The following is a 14,204-nucleotide window of genomic DNA, read 5'->3' on the forward strand; positions in this document are numbered from 1 at the left end:
CCCTCCTTATCGACTACTTAGAAGCAGGCTTAGCCTTCTTTTCTTCCAAACCAGTTGGCACTTTGATTGCGTAAACGCGTGATGCGTTGTTATCGATTGCCTTACCTTCTGCGTATTGCTTAGCAATGTGCAAGTCCATGTCTTCCATTGCCAAAGTTTGGTCGAATGTAGAGATAGTCAAACCACCACCGATAGCGGCAGTGTATCGTGAAGGAATGTAAGCAACCGCTTCACCTTGCTTAACACCTTGCGCAGGCACCAACTTCATTCCCATTGGGTAGTTTTCAACGTATACGCCAGATGCGTTTTGTACAGTAAATGCACCACGCAACAACACGTATTCAGTTGGTGAAACGGCTACATAAACGAACCCGTCAGTCTTCAAAACCTTGCCATTTTCAGCGATTGACAAGTCTTGTGCAATTTGTGCAACTTGCTTGATAACCTTGTCAGTATCTGCAAAGTCCAATGTTCCTGAAACTTCCTTCTTAGGGTAAGTAGTCTTACCATTTGCTACAGTTCCCTTGTTCAAGTCACGATCTAGACCGATTGGCAAGTTAGACCCGTCACCAGAGATAAACGCTTCTTCCAAAGCAGTGGCCATAGCTTCAACAATTTGGTCGACAACGAACTTCTTAACCCAGTCTGGTCCAAAGTCCTTCAAGTCCTTAGGGATAGCAATAAAGGCAGTTAACTTGTTGTGCATACCGTCTTCTGATACAAAGTTAACGTCCAGTTGACCCTTGATGTCTCCGAAGATGTCGCCCCATACAGCGTTACCAGAAGTTTCCGCCTTAATCATCTTCATACGCAAACCAGTGTTTTGCATGTTCAAAGTAGCTAGGAATGGGTGGTCTTGTGACAATGCATCAAATACTTCGTTGATAGTATCTTCTGGCAACAAAGTAGCATCCTTAGTTCCTACTTCTGTGTTCACATCATTAAAGAACTTACGTTCAGCAGCAGACATCTTCACTCCTGATGCCTTACCTGCTTGAGCGTCAGCAACCGCATCAGCTACCATGTTCTTCATCTTTTCTTCAAACAATTCTTGTGGTGTTTGTTCCAAGTTCATAATTAAATTCTCCTTTTATTAAGCGAATAGCTTTTCCATTACAGCGTTAACAATCTCTTCATTAGACAGTTCATTTTCAACTGGGGCAGTAGGTTGTTCTTCCTTTTCAGGCGTCGCTTCCTCTTCTGTTTCCTCAGTTTCCATAGCTTTTTCAATATCATCCAAGCGTCCGTCAATCTTCTTCAGAAACGCTAGAATTTCAGCCATATCTACTTCTTCTGTCTTTACTTCAACGTCCGTCTTTGTTTCTTCTGGCATACCTTCTCCTTTCACTTGCGCTACCATTTGCGCATCATCTTCCTCATACATCAGAGCATTGGCGAAACCAAGCTTGATAGCTTCTCCCGCACTGATATACGTTTCGTCTTGCATCATCGTTCGCAACTTCTCACGATCTAACCCCGTACGTAAAACATAAGCATTCAAGATACCTTCATTGACCACATTCAAGGCATCATCATTAGCGCTCCCATAAGCGTTATGAATCATGAAATAAGAAACGGGAGACATCTTAACAACATCCCCCGCGCATGCAATAACACTAGCTGCACTACCTGCGAAACCAGTGATATTAATATGAATTTCCTTATCGCTTGAACGCAACAAGTTGTAAATCTCACTGCCAGCAAACACTTCGCCACCACCTGAATTCAGGTTAATTTCCACAGTGTCACTATCCTCATTTGCCAACGCTTCACGCACATCTTGTGGTGTCGTTGCTGTCTTTTGACTAGCGTCAGCACGCATGTACTCAGCCGTCTCTTCACTAGCAATTGTTCCTTTAATCTCAATCATTCTTCTTCTCCTTTCGCCGCATAATTCTTAGTCAGAACAAACTCATCCCCGCCTTCAACAGGTGGTAGGTCAAAGTAACCGGCCACCATATTACGGGTTAGAACACCAGATGAGATTAGTTTGTCAGCCTGTTCAGCCATTTCAAAGATTGAATGGTCGTGATGGAATGACATCTTAATCTCCATACCTAGCTTTTGTTCAACTTCGCTATTAAGCAATGTCAGGATAGGACGAACAACGTTTTGACGATAAGTAGCCAACGCGCCTGAGTTATCAGCTTGTTCTCCATACAACAAAGCAACAGGTATACCTAATACACTTGCTGCATCAAGTACTACCATCTTCTTCAATTTCGCTAGTTCATCAGCCCCGAAAGACTGATTAACTCCAGATTTGAAGTTTTGCTCTTCATACGAAAGCCCCTTTAACTGGGGAATGATTGCAACTTCATTTGTCTCAACACTCTTCCTAATCTTACTGATTGTTTTAGACATAATCTCAGCTTCGTTTTCCTTAGCGAAGTTATTATTACCCTCAACTTTCAGCAACGCGCGTAATTGATTCTTACGCTTAGCATTCCCCATGATGTAGGCATAAAGAGCGTCTAACTCACGATTGAAATTATCAAAATTTCGTTGCCACATCTCAGATGACAACGTCATATGCCATACATCTTCATGTTTGAACTCACGCTTAAACGTAAATTCGCCTACGGTGACGTGTTTGTACTTGTTGCCATAATTAGTTGACTCTTCAACCGTGAAACTATCAGCAATCAGTAACTCTTTACTTGAGTTGGTAACGACCAACACTTCGTTCTCGTTGACTAACTTGTACACAACATCACGCCAAAACTCAGATGCGTTCTGGTTTTTATTAGGTGCCACATTCAATCGTTTGTATACAGCTTTGCGTTCAACGTCCGCCTTCACACTCATAAACGAACGAGCGATATAATTAGCAACAATCGTCATACCATAATCAGTCAGTGACGATCGAACGCCTGTAAAAAAATCATTGATGACAATTTCATCAGATGATGGGTCCCGACTGTTACCCTTGAGAACTAGCTTTGAAAACCAATTCATTAAAAGTCCACCTCCATAAATGTATTGAAAGCCGCGTCCATATTGACCGCCTCCTCTAACTCATCAGCACGGTACATAGCGAAAACAAAGGCCATAAATCCATCTGTCTTTCGCCTACGTTCTTCCCGTTTCAAGTACTCATGTCGTCCCTCGGAAGTCGTGTTGACCAGGACGTTCCATGTGTACCAACGCATTAGAGGAACATCTCCCCACGCGAACTCTTTGTTAGCAAAACCTGCTTCAATTCGTGGTGCCAGCAAAGCTGATACAGATTTAGAACTACGGATAACATCGAAATTGTCATATCCGGATACTAAAAAGGACTGACGTAAATAGTCAGCCCGAAAGGTATCTAAAACAATTCTGTCAATGTTATATGTATCTCGCCTTGTATCAAACCAATCTACAACCACACTTGCATCAATAGTTGGTGTATCTAGCACAGTTAAATCGCCTTTGCTCTCCCATTCTTTCAATGGTGCAAAGACACGGCTGCCTTTAATGTCATTAGCTGGGATATTGTATCCCATGTGCTTTTCAACAAAATCTTTAGTAGCGAATGAATGTGTTTTCCAGACGTACTTACCATCAACTTTGAACAGAAGTCCAACAGCCGTGAAGTCACGCACACTTGAGAAATCAACAGCCCCAATGGCCATACTTCCTGCCGGAACTTCAATCTCTTGATTAGTTGCGGTAATCTCTTCTTTCGTGGCAACATTCTTAGTCGTATCAGTAGCTGGTAAGTTCATACGCTTAGTCAAAAACTCAGCACGTTTGCTATCATCTTCTGACATACTCTTGTGTTGTTTCTTAATCTTATCGAATAGTCGGGCGCCATAATTAGAGAGTGGCTTAACCAACATTGGGTTAGCTAACTCCCACTTCTCTGGATCATCAACTTCACTTTCATCATCAAGTTGAGCAATGATAGGTAGTAGAGTATCTGGCGTTTCTTCTCCCGCCAATACCTTATCTGCTAAGTCTAGTTGTTTGTCCATAAATCCACCGCGGACATATCCCATTGATCCAATCATCAAAGAACGACTTTCCGCAACTTTACCAAGTCCGCTTTCGAACACGTTAACAATGGCATCATTTTCATAGGCGTGAATTTCATCAAACACGACCAGACTGTCACGGGCCCCGTCCTTAGTCTTAGCATTAGACGTTCGGGGGGTAATTGATCCATGCATTTGCTTGCTAGTAATCTTCTGTTTCAAATGCTCAAACATCTTATTAAGGACATCATCATCTTCAATAGCCTGATAAATTTCATCTACCGAAGTCTTCGCTTGATCAAGAGAGTTAGCGACGATACCTACATTGTAGTTACGAATACCGTTCAACTCTGAGATAAGAAAAGCTGCTAACGTAGATGTCCAACCATTCTTTCCCGCTCCACGACCTAGTACCAATAATATGCGGTCAAAGAATGGCTCTCCTGTGTCTTTTCTATATAAGAAGATAAGTGCATCACAGAATTTCTGGAAGTCGGTGTGTGCAAAAAAGTGGCGCTCTGAGAAATTAACCAAACGATTAATCTTCTGTTCGTCAAAATACAAATCATCTCGAGTTAATACGTCACGTTCCAACATCTCAATCAACTTAATGCGTCTCTTATTAAGCTTTATGTCACCATTGCGATACGATTGAATGTAATTATCTACATATTTATTCGTAAGCATCGACATTTACCCCCGTGGTTTCGGGCGCTTTATAATCAAGAACACTCTTAGCATCTAGTCCCAACGTTTTGAGAATGTTATTCATGGCCGTATTAATCTTCTGCTTTTCCGTCACGGCTGGATTTACCTTTCTGTAGATCTCATTACCGCCAACAACGTCAATCATCACGCCATTCTTCTTAATCTCATCGTCAAGCGCAATCAAATCTTCGTTGAATTGTCCGTAACGCTTGATTAAATCTTCTTCGTATGCTGTAATTGTCCTAACAGCACGAATACCCGCAGAAAGACTAGATTCCACTTGGTTTCTGGTCTTTTTTTGCATACCCCCACCCCCTTTCTGTAAAAATCACTCTTTTTCATAGAATCGACCCACTCCCCCCGGTTCTCCAACGTTCGTTTTTTTCGAATTTTTTCGACGGGGGGGGATTTTATTATTCGTATGTTTCTATCAACTTCTCAACCAAACCACTCATCACTATCACCGTTGCGTTTACGCATCATAGAACGATACTTGTCATGCTTAGCGTTGTGACACATACGACACAGCGACTGTAGGTTACTTGCATCAAGAACCAAGTCAGGTCTATCAATAATAGATAGTATGTGGTCTACCTCGATAACTACATCAGGCATGCGATCAGTTGTGATAACACCATCAGCTCTACAACTCAAACACTCATGGTGGTCACGCTCTACCACTTGGTTACGCAACTCACGCCATCTCTTACTACGATAGAAACGAACTCTATCAGCTCGGTCATAGAACGTCTTAGGTACATCACTACGCATCGCTATCACCTCTCTTGAACACACATGTTTATTTGCGCCTCTATTTTTTGGCCATAAAAAAGAGCAACCGTTTTTTAACAGCTACTCTTTTGAAACCAATTAGCAGTGACGGAATCGAACCGTCATATTTACGGGACTGTTGTGCTAGCTCCTCACCCGATTGCCCTCACGTTATGACGCTATCTCATGTGATACTCTGCCACCATTGAATAAATTAGATCGCTCGACCGGCATACCAATTCACGACACATCTCTTTTTTTACAAGTAATTTAAGTTAGCGTGAAATATTGTCGTCTTTTGTTCATACCTAATTATCGAACAATATCATAATACCCCGTTTACCCCGCCTTACGGCCGAACGTTTTCCGAACACTCCCCGAACGTTTTGAACAAAGAAAAAAGCACCCGAACTTAATCGAGTGCCTTATCATAAACTTCTTCTAATTTTTCAGCGAATGCCAGGCTAATATCATCGATCGAATTCTTACCACTTCGTAGACGACCAATCTTACTTGCATTTATTCCGTATTCTTTATTCAATGCATACGATGATAAATCACTATCCAGCACCGCCTGAACTTTATCCCTTAATTTCATCACAACACCACACTCACTAAATTAATAACTAACGCAAGGACTGAAATGACTAATGCAGATATCGCCATTTTGTATAGAGTTTCGTTTTTCATGATAATTTGTTAAAATGGGTACACAAAGACGAGGTATCTCTACCCCGCTTTTGCTATTTATTTGAGAAGCAAGTTCACTAACGAATTGATTAAATTGATAATTGCTGTTATCAAGCTAATCGTTACAATTCGCTCAGCGGCCTTGTTTTTCTTTTTGCGCTTTTTCTTACCCATTTCATTTTCCCTTTCTTTAATATTCAGGACTTCGTTACCTCAACCCTATAACTATATTATATAATACGTTCGTATAACAATCAACACTTTTACATAAGAAAAACCGTGAATTATCAACTTTATTTAGTCGGTAACTCACGGTTATTTTATTTACTTAAAATATTCTAGTCGACAGTAACACTTATTATCCAATCTATCCATGATTTTACAGTTGAATGTCGTCGTTCTGCCGTAGATTGAGATCCAACCTCATACGCATATTTTAACAAAATTTCCGCAATAACTGGTTTACTAATAAAACCCCCATTGTTAATAAATTCCTTAAAACACATGTCGAAACTCTTATCCCTTAACATTTGCTCTATGATAATTTTATTTCGCCTATTACTATTTGGCATTTTTTGAACTTTTCGGCCTAATTCCGTCAGAGCAAAAAGTCCTTTCTCAATACGTTTAACCATCCCAATAAAAACTAAGGCATTAAGATAATAATCGCCTTGCCTTTCATGAAATTCGTATCTATCTATCACATCAGACTTTTTAATCTCTTCATCAATGTAGTTTAACAAATCTAAAACTCTTGTAATATTATCAGCTTGCGGAAAACTACTTTTTACAACAATATTCTCACTTTGATTAGATATATTAATGACATCATCAACAGTCAAATCTAATGATTCATCAACAATAAAGTTAATTTGTTCTACCTTTTTAATGCTGGAATAATTATCCTCTTTATTAAATTTGAAAATATGAAACGCATAAATACCATCTGAATACGTAAAATAAATCGGTAAGACTTTTTTATCCGTACCAAGATTATTATAGACCCGATATGGATAATACAATTGTCGAATCATGAAAGTTTTAGGAATATAACTTTTCGCTTCGATTATAGCTAGTCTATCCAAAGTTTCAAATCCTGCATCAATTTCGACTTGACTATTCTCCACTTCAAATTCAAACGTCTTATCTGAGCTTTCTAAATCAATATTATATTTTAAACTCCCACTAGACAACCGACCTGAAATGGTTTCAACAGCTGGAACTTCATCCATAGCCTTCATCACATAATCTATCATCCCAGTCATCTGGGCGATATTCAAGGCTACAGCTTCTGAAGTAACATCAAAACTATCAAAAGAACGGACATATTCCGGCAGTTTTACAACAATAGGACGTTTGTCCTCATATGTAAACTCTGCATATGCTTTGAATTCACCAATAACATATGTTCCTCGACTATTTGGTAGGATTCTCAATTTATGTTCTTTGAAAATATCTGGTAATGCGTCTACAGAATCAAACTTTGTCATTAGCCGTGGTTCGCGATATTTTTTAATTTCCATCGACGAAATTTCAAAAGACCCTCTCAAACGTATGGTCTCTAAAACATTGAAATCATCAAAAATCTTTCCCCACGCGTCATCATTTAACCCAGACATCCTAAACTCCTAATTTTAATAGTTTGTAATAATTACTTCATCAACGTTTCCACGGCCTTGGGCGCGACTATTAATCACTCTCTTCGCTTGTACAATATGAATGTTTTCAGAATACTCTTTGTACAATTCGTGAATAATTGGGGCTGATGAATTTGACATCATTACGTAAGCCCCACGACTATCTAATTCCTTAAACAAATCAGCCAAACGAGCTTGATGTTCATCTGTAAACCCATTCAATGTATATCCCACAAAATTTTGTTTATCGTCCGTCAAATTAGCATATGGCGGATCTAAATATACAAAATCATTCGCTTTTACATCTTTCAAGGCATCAGCGTAATCACCCGTTAAAATATTAACATTATTCTCATTCAAATAAACTGATACTGCCTTCAGTACACTTTCATTAACAATTGATGGATTTTTATATTTTCCATACGGTACATTTACTTGTCCTTGACTATTCACTCGAAATAATCCATTAAACCCTGTTTTATTTAAGTAAATAAAGCGGGCTGCCCGCTCAATATCCGTCTTATTGTCTATAATTCCATTCCTATCCCACTCTCTAACAGTATAGTAATAATCACTAGAATTATTTGCATCATGCTCTTTCAATATTTCTATTAATTCGTTTACATGTGTCTTAACAATTTTGTAAGTATTAGTTAGCTCTGAATTAAAATCATTAATTGTGACGTTTTTAAACTGACTGTCTAAAAATACTGCTCCACCGCCCACAAACGGTTCAAAGTAATGCTCAAATTTCTCTGGAGCATATTTATTTATTTCTGATAGTAATTGTCTTTTTCCACCAGCCCATTTAACGAATGGTTTTATTAGCGGGTTCTTATTCATTCTTATTTTCTCCCAACTTCAAGTTTAACTTAACATCTAGATTAACATATAATTTTTAAATTCAGTATAATATCCCGAAAAAAATGTCATTATTGTGAACCTTTTTTTATTTATTCACACGTAAATCATCTGTTTCATAAAACGATTCCGCGAAGTACATAAATGCACGTTCAATACGTTTTTGCCCTACTCGTTCCCCGATGTACATACGTTCTTCAATTTCACTCCAAGTTAACTTATGAAAGTACCGTAACTTCAACATCGTTCGATAAGGTTCAGGCATGTATTCACACGCTGACTTGATATTCGTAATGATATTCTTAGCCCAAATTGCGTCAGTATATTTTTGATCGTTCCCATTGCCGCCAGGTCGACTTGTAGGCATATCTGAAATAGTTGGAGACCCTAGAGATACACGGGCCATATTTTCTAATCTCGGCAATTCTTTTTCAAACAAATAGCGGACATTATCCACTGTTTTACGTTTATCTAGTTTTGGTAACAAAGCCATACACTCAACGCCCCCTTAAAACGCCATTAATCATCTTGTAATCAATTTTACCACTAAATCAGCACATTCATCTGAATGTAACTAAAATCGTTTACAAGCGATTTAAAGGGCTATTTACCGAAATTTTTCTTAGCACGATCAGATAGTGCTTGTCGTTGTTCTTCTGTCATCTCGCGCTTAGTCGTCGCGGACATACCCGCAATGTCGTCCATGTAGCCATAGAACTTAATTACACGCCCGGTTTCGTCTACTTCTACACTAACGAACTGTGTAACGCGTGGTAGATACTTAGTAATATGCTTACGTACGTTTGTATAGATTGACCAACGCCCGCTCGCTTCTAGAAATGAAATACTGGTTTCTCGGTCATCTACACCAAATCTGCTCTTCGACACTTCTGCCGAAACTGTTTGATTATTCAATTTAATCTCTTTGAGTTCCACTCGCTTGCTCCGTTTCCCTATAACTCACCCTGTTTTCAGGGTCTAAAATCAATTTAAAACCGTTTTAGGTACAAATACATTACTCGCTATTTAAAACGCTTAAAAAATCTATTAACTACACCGCGCATGTCTGACTTGAATTTGTCAACTGACTTAACCAATTCATAATTAAATGGTCGGCACGCTTTGCAATTATCTGCGTTGCAGTCTTCGGAGTGAATGTGCTCATCTTCCAAATCGCTTAAATCAACTTCTACCCAAGGTAACTTACAACGTTTGCAATTACACGCACCTGTCTCTTGACGTTTTAGTCGGTCTACTCGCCTATGTCGATTATTCGGCATCATCTTCCTCCCACGAAACCGTGTAAGATCCGCTATCCATAAACTCGCCACTCGGCTTTCTATGGGTAATGTAATACCCCAACTTTTCCAATTCACGTTGCACATCTTCGCGTTGTAAAGCCGCAACTTTTAACTTGTCGTACCCACTGAAAGTGACTTCGTGGTATGTTGAACCATTTTCAATTTTGCGCTCAATGGCATCTAGAATGTTCTGTAAACCTTCTTCAGAAGCCTTTTTCTCCAAAATATTCTTATCAGTCCGTTCTCTTGCTTCTTTTGCTGTAATCATTATTTTTCTCCTAACCCTACATATTCGTCTAAACGCTTGCGGATATGACGTTCAATATTCACATGCGCTACAGGTTGTTTTGCAAACCATTCTGCAAACTTCGGATAGTTGTCAACCTCCCACAGAGCTTCCAAAAAGTGGTCCCAAGATGTGTAATAAAAGTTTTCAATTCGATATTCTTCGCACGGTACCGCATTAGGTACTTAATCGCACTACCGCGATAGAAAGCGATAGTATCGTCACGTCCTACTAATTCAGGCAGCACGTCCTTTAATTCGTTCCCACTAGCTAATTGATACCCAGCAGGCTTAGTTACAGGGTCATGTCCAGATAGGCAACTAGTGATATTAATCGTTTCCATAACATTCTCCTTCTAATTAAAAATCAGCCATCTTAACTTTTGTGATGACACGTTCTCCTGTTCGAGTTAGTGGCATATGTTCTGGGACAGCTACTAGTCCTTCGTAATATGCGCCATTATCTTGTCGTTGACGTCCTGTTTGTTCAAAGCGTTCTAATACCGCTCGCCAATTTGGAAGTAATTCATGTTCTACGTAACGCAATCCTAATTGTTCTGAAATCAACTTCACGTCGTCATACATTAACCACACGCCATCAATGTTGATGTCAAAAATTTGAAATTGTGGTTCTGCATTATGTGGGTTGCCTTGAATTTTCCCACCAAATGTTTCTCCGTAAATTATCACTCTTTTTTCGCCAAAAGTTTCGTCAAATTTGTAATTGCCGTTTTGTGTCAAATCGCCCAACAATTCTGTTTGATACCCTTGTAATTGTGAACCACCTGTACGGCCCTTAACCTCTAACTTATACCCATCCCAAATAATACGTGTATTAGTCCCGTCCATTTTTTCAGACACCCACCATTTTGTTGTGTCGTTCATGTAAGGTAATAGTTCAGGTCGCGGTAATTCCTTATCCAACTTCTTTGTTTCCTTGTTGCGGATATATGGCCCGTAAAACTTTGGATAAATTAAAGTGTTCATCACATTCTCCTTTTAATAAATAATCATTCACTTAGTTAAGTGAGTAAAAAAATTAAGCCTTCCAAATTTCAATTCTTAAACTACGGGTAAAGTGCGTCATCTTCTGCCCCGTCAGCTTAGTAATCTGACAATCATCGAACCCTAGCGCCATTTGCATAGCATCTAACGTTGGCTTAATCATGTTGTCTAAATCTTTCGTTGATCGCTTTAACTGATTGACGTTGGTTTGATAGAACACTAAACTCACTGCCAGTTCATCTCCTGGTTGCACGTCTACTTGAAACTTATCTTGTAGTTCATCTAACGCTTCCGTCAGTTCATCTTTGTAGTCGTGATATTTCTTGCCACGATATACAGCGTTAGTTTTCGTGTTGTGTTGCAAGTCATTTCCACTACCAAAATCGTTATTCAACTCAATTAACGCTTCAAAAATCTTGTTGCTCACAAATTTCTCTCCTAAATTGGTGACGGACGGTGACGGTTAGTGACGGATCCTGGTGACGGTTTTAACCCAGTCATACCAACAGTTGTGACGGTTATGACGGTTTTACCCCCTCTTATTTCTTATATATTCTTTTTTATTTACTTTTATTAATTTAAGAAGAATAAGTAATAAAAACCGTAATAACCGTCACTATCCACTCATACCAACGGTTTAAACCGAAACCATAACCGACACCAAACCGTCACTAACCGTCACCCTTTACTTGATTAGGTAATATTTACCGTCTTTCTTTCCAACTCGCTTATATCGTTCAGCCATTTTCTTGCCGAATGCTTGCGTACTCATTGGGCGTTCACCCTCGCCTAAGTTTAAACCTAGATAATAATCGGAATATTCACTGTACAATTCTGACGACTTTCGCTCTCCTTGGTTATTTGAATGGCGTAACGTATCAACCCATTGTGTAAACGGATCGAGCGCCACAATATCATCAACAATGTTATCTTCGATTTTCCAATCTTCTTTAACCGCTTCTTGATATTGTTCAATCGCATAAGTAGCAAGCATTGGGATTTCTTCTCGTAACTTGTACTCTGGGAACATATCGTCACGCTTCAATCGCTCGCTCGCAGTAGCAACGGGTGCTACGGTTTTGATGATGTGCAAACGTCGCTTGATAGCTCCACTGTCGTTGAACGTGGGCATTTCGTTAACATTGACGATCATCTTTGAAGTAATACGGTAGTCCGTCCCGTCAACTCCTTTACGTTCAACCGGCGAAAGTCCACCACCAGTGATTGACTTAAACGTGTCATCTTCCTTAAATCGAACACGACTGGCATCATCGTCAACCATTAGTGACTTGCCAACGAAACGAGCAGTTTCAAAACGAGCATTGTTCCCTTGTAAGTTCTTCAACTTAAAAGCCCCTACTCGTTCGCTACCGAACATAGCTTGCGTTACCTTAGTAACGAAATGCGTCTTACCTGTTCCGCCAAGTGGGTCAAGCAAGAATAGCGCCCCTTGTTTCCAACTCATGTTCGATTGAAAAGCATAGCCTAACCATGCCCACAAGAACTTGGCGTTTTCTCCGAACATATATTCGGCATATGCCACCCACGTTTCAGGCACCTTGTTAGGGTCCGGTGCAAAGTCAAAACCATGAATAACGTACTTTTCTTTAACCGGATTGAAGAAAACGTTTGTTGTAACGTTCAATGTCCAACCTTTAAAGCCGATGTAATTATCTTTGATACTATCGTCAAAGCTTCGCGACTTCTCAATCAAGTACGGCTTAATGTCTCGTTGCAACTCTCGCTTTTTATTCGTTGTGATACGCAATCGATCACACAAGAACGTAATTGCAACGTCCACCATGTTATAGACTTGCTTAACTGGAACTCTGTCCCAAAACGAACCATTCCAGATATAACCCCAATCTTCTTTGACGGCCATGTTATCAGTGGCGATTAACCACTCTGAAAAATTAACAACTGAATTGATTACATACTTGTAATTGCCTTCTTTCGACATTCGAATTTCTAGCCAGTTGTAATCTCCAATAAATGTTGTACTCATCATCGGATTGTTTAGTTCTTCTTGATCACTGAATGGAATTTGAAGCGTGTTAAATCTATCGACCGATGTCAGTCTTAAATCATTTGCCATAATTCCTTCTTTCTACCCCAAAAGGCGCTTCGTTTTTCTTGTAATATCTTGCACGGGGTTATCCAATTGAGAAGATATGCCACTGTCCTCGAACGCTTCAAGTAAATCATCTTCGTTAATGTCGTTAAAAGCCGTTTTAAGAGCTCCTAGAACTCTCGTAAGGTTATTGTCCCGTTCGCCCTTTAAAAACGTTACAGCGTGTTTCTGGGTGTAACTTGTAATGAACGAAGTTAGGTTTTCAACACTAGGTTCTTCTGAAAAACTTCCAAAACCACCACCCGTGAAAACACTCTTCGGTTTTGGCACATATTCAGCTTGAATTTTGTATCGTTTACGCTCTGCCATATCCCACGGAACAATCGTGTCTTCTTGTTGTAAAGGTAGCCCCATAAGACGACCTACCGTCTTAGATGCAGTAATATCAGCGCCGTAGTTCAAGATATTCAGACCAGCACGCACCAAGTTTAGATAGACTTCTTGGATAGCTGTGTCTAAATGGTCTGGCATAATCGGCTCTCCTAGTGGAATGTATAGCCTAGCACCATTTTCATGGTCACTCTCATTTGAGAAAGAAGATGGTGTCTTCCAAAGATACATTTCAATCTGGCTCTTTGTTAGAACAGTCAGGAACTCGTGCACCAACTCTTGATAGTTTGGCACTCGATCTAAGTCGAAAATTAACGCTTGAACATTAACTATGTTGGCCCTGTTTCGTGCAAGTCCGTTTTTTAAATCACTTGGTGTAAAATACTGCGCAGAATACATCTTGAAAGCATTCAAATCATTAATTGGCTCACGCCGTAGCGGTAAGCTTTCAACGTATTCAATTACATCTAATTCATCGACGCAGTCATAGTCACCAAGCATGCCCGATTTCATAAATGCGTACATG

17 protein-coding genes are annotated in these 14,204 nt (G+C 39.6%); all 17 read right to left on the minus strand.

Translation table 11 applies throughout. The features are described from left to right. Window positions 1-13: 13 nt before the first annotated feature. Window positions 14-1,075: a phage major capsid protein gene (locus tag KHQ31_RS03830; RefSeq protein ID WP_213409671.1), complete on the minus strand. Its 1,062-nt coding sequence runs from the start codon at window positions 1,073-1,075 to the stop codon at window positions 14-16. An 18-nt stretch (window positions 1,076-1,093) separates the two neighbouring features. Further along, window positions 1,094-1,870: a head maturation protease, ClpP-related gene (locus KHQ31_RS03835; RefSeq protein WP_213409672.1), complete on the minus strand. Its 777-nt coding sequence runs from the start codon at window positions 1,868-1,870 to the stop codon at window positions 1,094-1,096. Next, complete coding sequence (locus KHQ31_RS03840) at window positions 1,867-2,958, minus strand: phage portal protein (protein WP_213409673.1); 1,092 nt, start codon at window positions 2,956-2,958, stop codon at window positions 1,867-1,869. Before KHQ31_RS03840 ends, KHQ31_RS03835 begins: the two co-directional genes overlap by 4 nt. Continuing rightward, window positions 2,958-4,646, minus strand: a complete 1,689-nt coding sequence (locus KHQ31_RS03845; RefSeq protein ID WP_213409674.1) for a terminase TerL endonuclease subunit — start codon at window positions 4,644-4,646, stop codon at window positions 2,958-2,960. The genes KHQ31_RS03840 and KHQ31_RS03845 overlap by 1 nt, the downstream gene beginning before the upstream one ends. Then, complete coding sequence (locus KHQ31_RS03850; RefSeq protein ID WP_213409675.1) at window positions 4,633-4,971, minus strand: P27 family phage terminase small subunit; 339 nt, start codon at window positions 4,969-4,971, stop codon at window positions 4,633-4,635. The genes KHQ31_RS03845 and KHQ31_RS03850 overlap by 14 nt, the downstream gene beginning before the upstream one ends. Before the next feature lie 134 nt (window positions 4,972-5,105). Further along, complete coding sequence (locus KHQ31_RS03855) at window positions 5,106-5,438, minus strand: HNH endonuclease (RefSeq protein WP_213409676.1); 333 nt, start codon at window positions 5,436-5,438, stop codon at window positions 5,106-5,108. Window positions 5,439-5,850: 412 nt separating this feature from the next. After that, window positions 5,851-6,036, minus strand: coding sequence for an XRE family transcriptional regulator (locus tag KHQ31_RS03860; RefSeq protein WP_213409708.1), 186 nt, complete (start codon window positions 6,034-6,036; stop codon window positions 5,851-5,853). A gap of 430 nt (window positions 6,037-6,466) precedes the next feature. Next, window positions 6,467-7,747: a type II restriction enzyme gene (locus tag KHQ31_RS03865; RefSeq protein ID WP_213407995.1), complete on the minus strand. Its 1,281-nt coding sequence runs from the start codon at window positions 7,745-7,747 to the stop codon at window positions 6,467-6,469. A 15-nt stretch (window positions 7,748-7,762) separates the two neighbouring features. Next, window positions 7,763-8,608: a DNA adenine methylase gene (locus KHQ31_RS03870; RefSeq protein ID WP_213407997.1), complete on the minus strand. Its 846-nt coding sequence runs from the start codon at window positions 8,606-8,608 to the stop codon at window positions 7,763-7,765. A 106-nt stretch (window positions 8,609-8,714) separates the two neighbouring features. Further along, the gene (locus KHQ31_RS03875) at window positions 8,715-9,119 is read right to left on the minus strand and encodes an RNA polymerase subunit sigma-70 (RefSeq protein ID WP_213407999.1); all 405 of its coding nucleotides are present in this window, start codon (window positions 9,117-9,119) and stop codon (window positions 8,715-8,717) included. A gap of 110 nt (window positions 9,120-9,229) precedes the next feature. Next, complete coding sequence (locus tag KHQ31_RS03880) at window positions 9,230-9,541, minus strand: hypothetical protein (RefSeq protein ID WP_213408001.1); 312 nt, start codon at window positions 9,539-9,541, stop codon at window positions 9,230-9,232. Between the two features lie 354 nt (window positions 9,542-9,895). Further along, a complete protein-coding gene (locus tag KHQ31_RS03885; RefSeq protein ID WP_213408003.1) occupies window positions 9,896-10,195 on the minus strand; it encodes a hypothetical protein in 300 nt (99 codons plus the stop codon). 67 nt (window positions 10,196-10,262) lie between these two features. Next, entirely contained in the window at window positions 10,263-10,556 is a 294-nt protein-coding gene (locus KHQ31_RS03890) for a DUF3310 domain-containing protein (protein WP_213408005.1), read from the minus strand. A gap of 16 nt (window positions 10,557-10,572) precedes the next feature. Further along, window positions 10,573-11,199: an RNA ligase family protein gene (locus tag KHQ31_RS03895; RefSeq protein WP_213408007.1), complete on the minus strand. Its 627-nt coding sequence runs from the start codon at window positions 11,197-11,199 to the stop codon at window positions 10,573-10,575. 52 nt (window positions 11,200-11,251) lie between these two features. Beyond that, window positions 11,252-11,644: a RusA family crossover junction endodeoxyribonuclease gene (locus KHQ31_RS03900; RefSeq protein ID WP_213408009.1), complete on the minus strand. Its 393-nt coding sequence runs from the start codon at window positions 11,642-11,644 to the stop codon at window positions 11,252-11,254. Between the two features lie 258 nt (window positions 11,645-11,902). Next, a complete protein-coding gene (locus tag KHQ31_RS03905; RefSeq protein ID WP_213408011.1) occupies window positions 11,903-13,312 on the minus strand; it encodes a DUF5906 domain-containing protein in 1,410 nt (469 codons plus the stop codon). Window positions 13,313-13,324: 12 nt separating this feature from the next. Continuing rightward, window positions 13,325-14,203 (minus strand): hypothetical protein, encoded by an 879-nt coding sequence (locus KHQ31_RS03910; RefSeq protein ID WP_213408013.1) that lies wholly within the window; start codon window positions 14,201-14,203, stop codon window positions 13,325-13,327. Between the last annotated feature and the right edge of the window lies 1 nt (window position 14,204).

The sequence above is a fragment of the Weissella ceti genome (assembly GCF_018394055.1).
GTDB lineage: Bacteria > Bacillota > Bacilli > Lactobacillales > Lactobacillaceae > Weissella > Weissella ceti.

Bases quoted from the DNA above. Each gene is read 5' to 3' on its own strand.
- KHQ31_RS03910 (WP_213408013.1), bottom strand. From the start codon at position 14,203: ATGTACGCATTTATGAAATCGGGCATGCTTGGTGACTATGACTGCGTC.
- KHQ31_RS03830 (WP_213409671.1), bottom strand. From the start codon at position 1,075: ATGAACTTGGAACAAACACCACAAGAATTGTTTGAAGAAAAGATGAAG.
- KHQ31_RS03840 (WP_213409673.1), bottom strand. From the start codon at position 2,958: ATGAATTGGTTTTCAAAGCTAGTTCTCAAGGGTAACAGTCGGGACCCA.
- KHQ31_RS03870 (WP_213407997.1), bottom strand. From the start codon at position 8,608: ATGAATAAGAACCCGCTAATAAAACCATTCGTTAAATGGGCTGGTGGA.
- KHQ31_RS03850 (WP_213409675.1), bottom strand. From the start codon at position 4,971: ATGCAAAAAAAGACCAGAAACCAAGTGGAATCTAGTCTTTCTGCGGGT.
- KHQ31_RS03865 (WP_213407995.1), bottom strand. From the start codon at position 7,747: ATGTCTGGGTTAAATGATGACGCGTGGGGAAAGATTTTTGATGATTTC.
- KHQ31_RS03885 (WP_213408003.1), bottom strand. From the start codon at position 10,195: ATGATTACAGCAAAAGAAGCAAGAGAACGGACTGATAAGAATATTTTG.
- KHQ31_RS03875 (WP_213407999.1), bottom strand. From the start codon at position 9,119: ATGGCTTTGTTACCAAAACTAGATAAACGTAAAACAGTGGATAATGTC.
- KHQ31_RS03835 (WP_213409672.1), bottom strand. From the start codon at position 1,870: ATGATTGAGATTAAAGGAACAATTGCTAGTGAAGAGACGGCTGAGTAC.
- KHQ31_RS03890 (WP_213408005.1), bottom strand. From the start codon at position 10,556: ATGGAAACGATTAATATCACTAGTTGCCTATCTGGACATGACCCTGTA.
- KHQ31_RS03860 (WP_213409708.1), bottom strand. From the start codon at position 6,036: ATGAAATTAAGGGATAAAGTTCAGGCGGTGCTGGATAGTGATTTATCA.
- KHQ31_RS03855 (WP_213409676.1), bottom strand. From the start codon at position 5,438: ATGCGTAGTGATGTACCTAAGACGTTCTATGACCGAGCTGATAGAGTT.
- KHQ31_RS03845 (WP_213409674.1), bottom strand. From the start codon at position 4,646: ATGCTTACGAATAAATATGTAGATAATTACATTCAATCGTATCGCAAT.
- KHQ31_RS03895 (WP_213408007.1), bottom strand. From the start codon at position 11,199: ATGAACACTTTAATTTATCCAAAGTTTTACGGGCCATATATCCGCAAC.
- KHQ31_RS03905 (WP_213408011.1), bottom strand. From the start codon at position 13,312: ATGGCAAATGATTTAAGACTGACATCGGTCGATAGATTTAACACGCTT.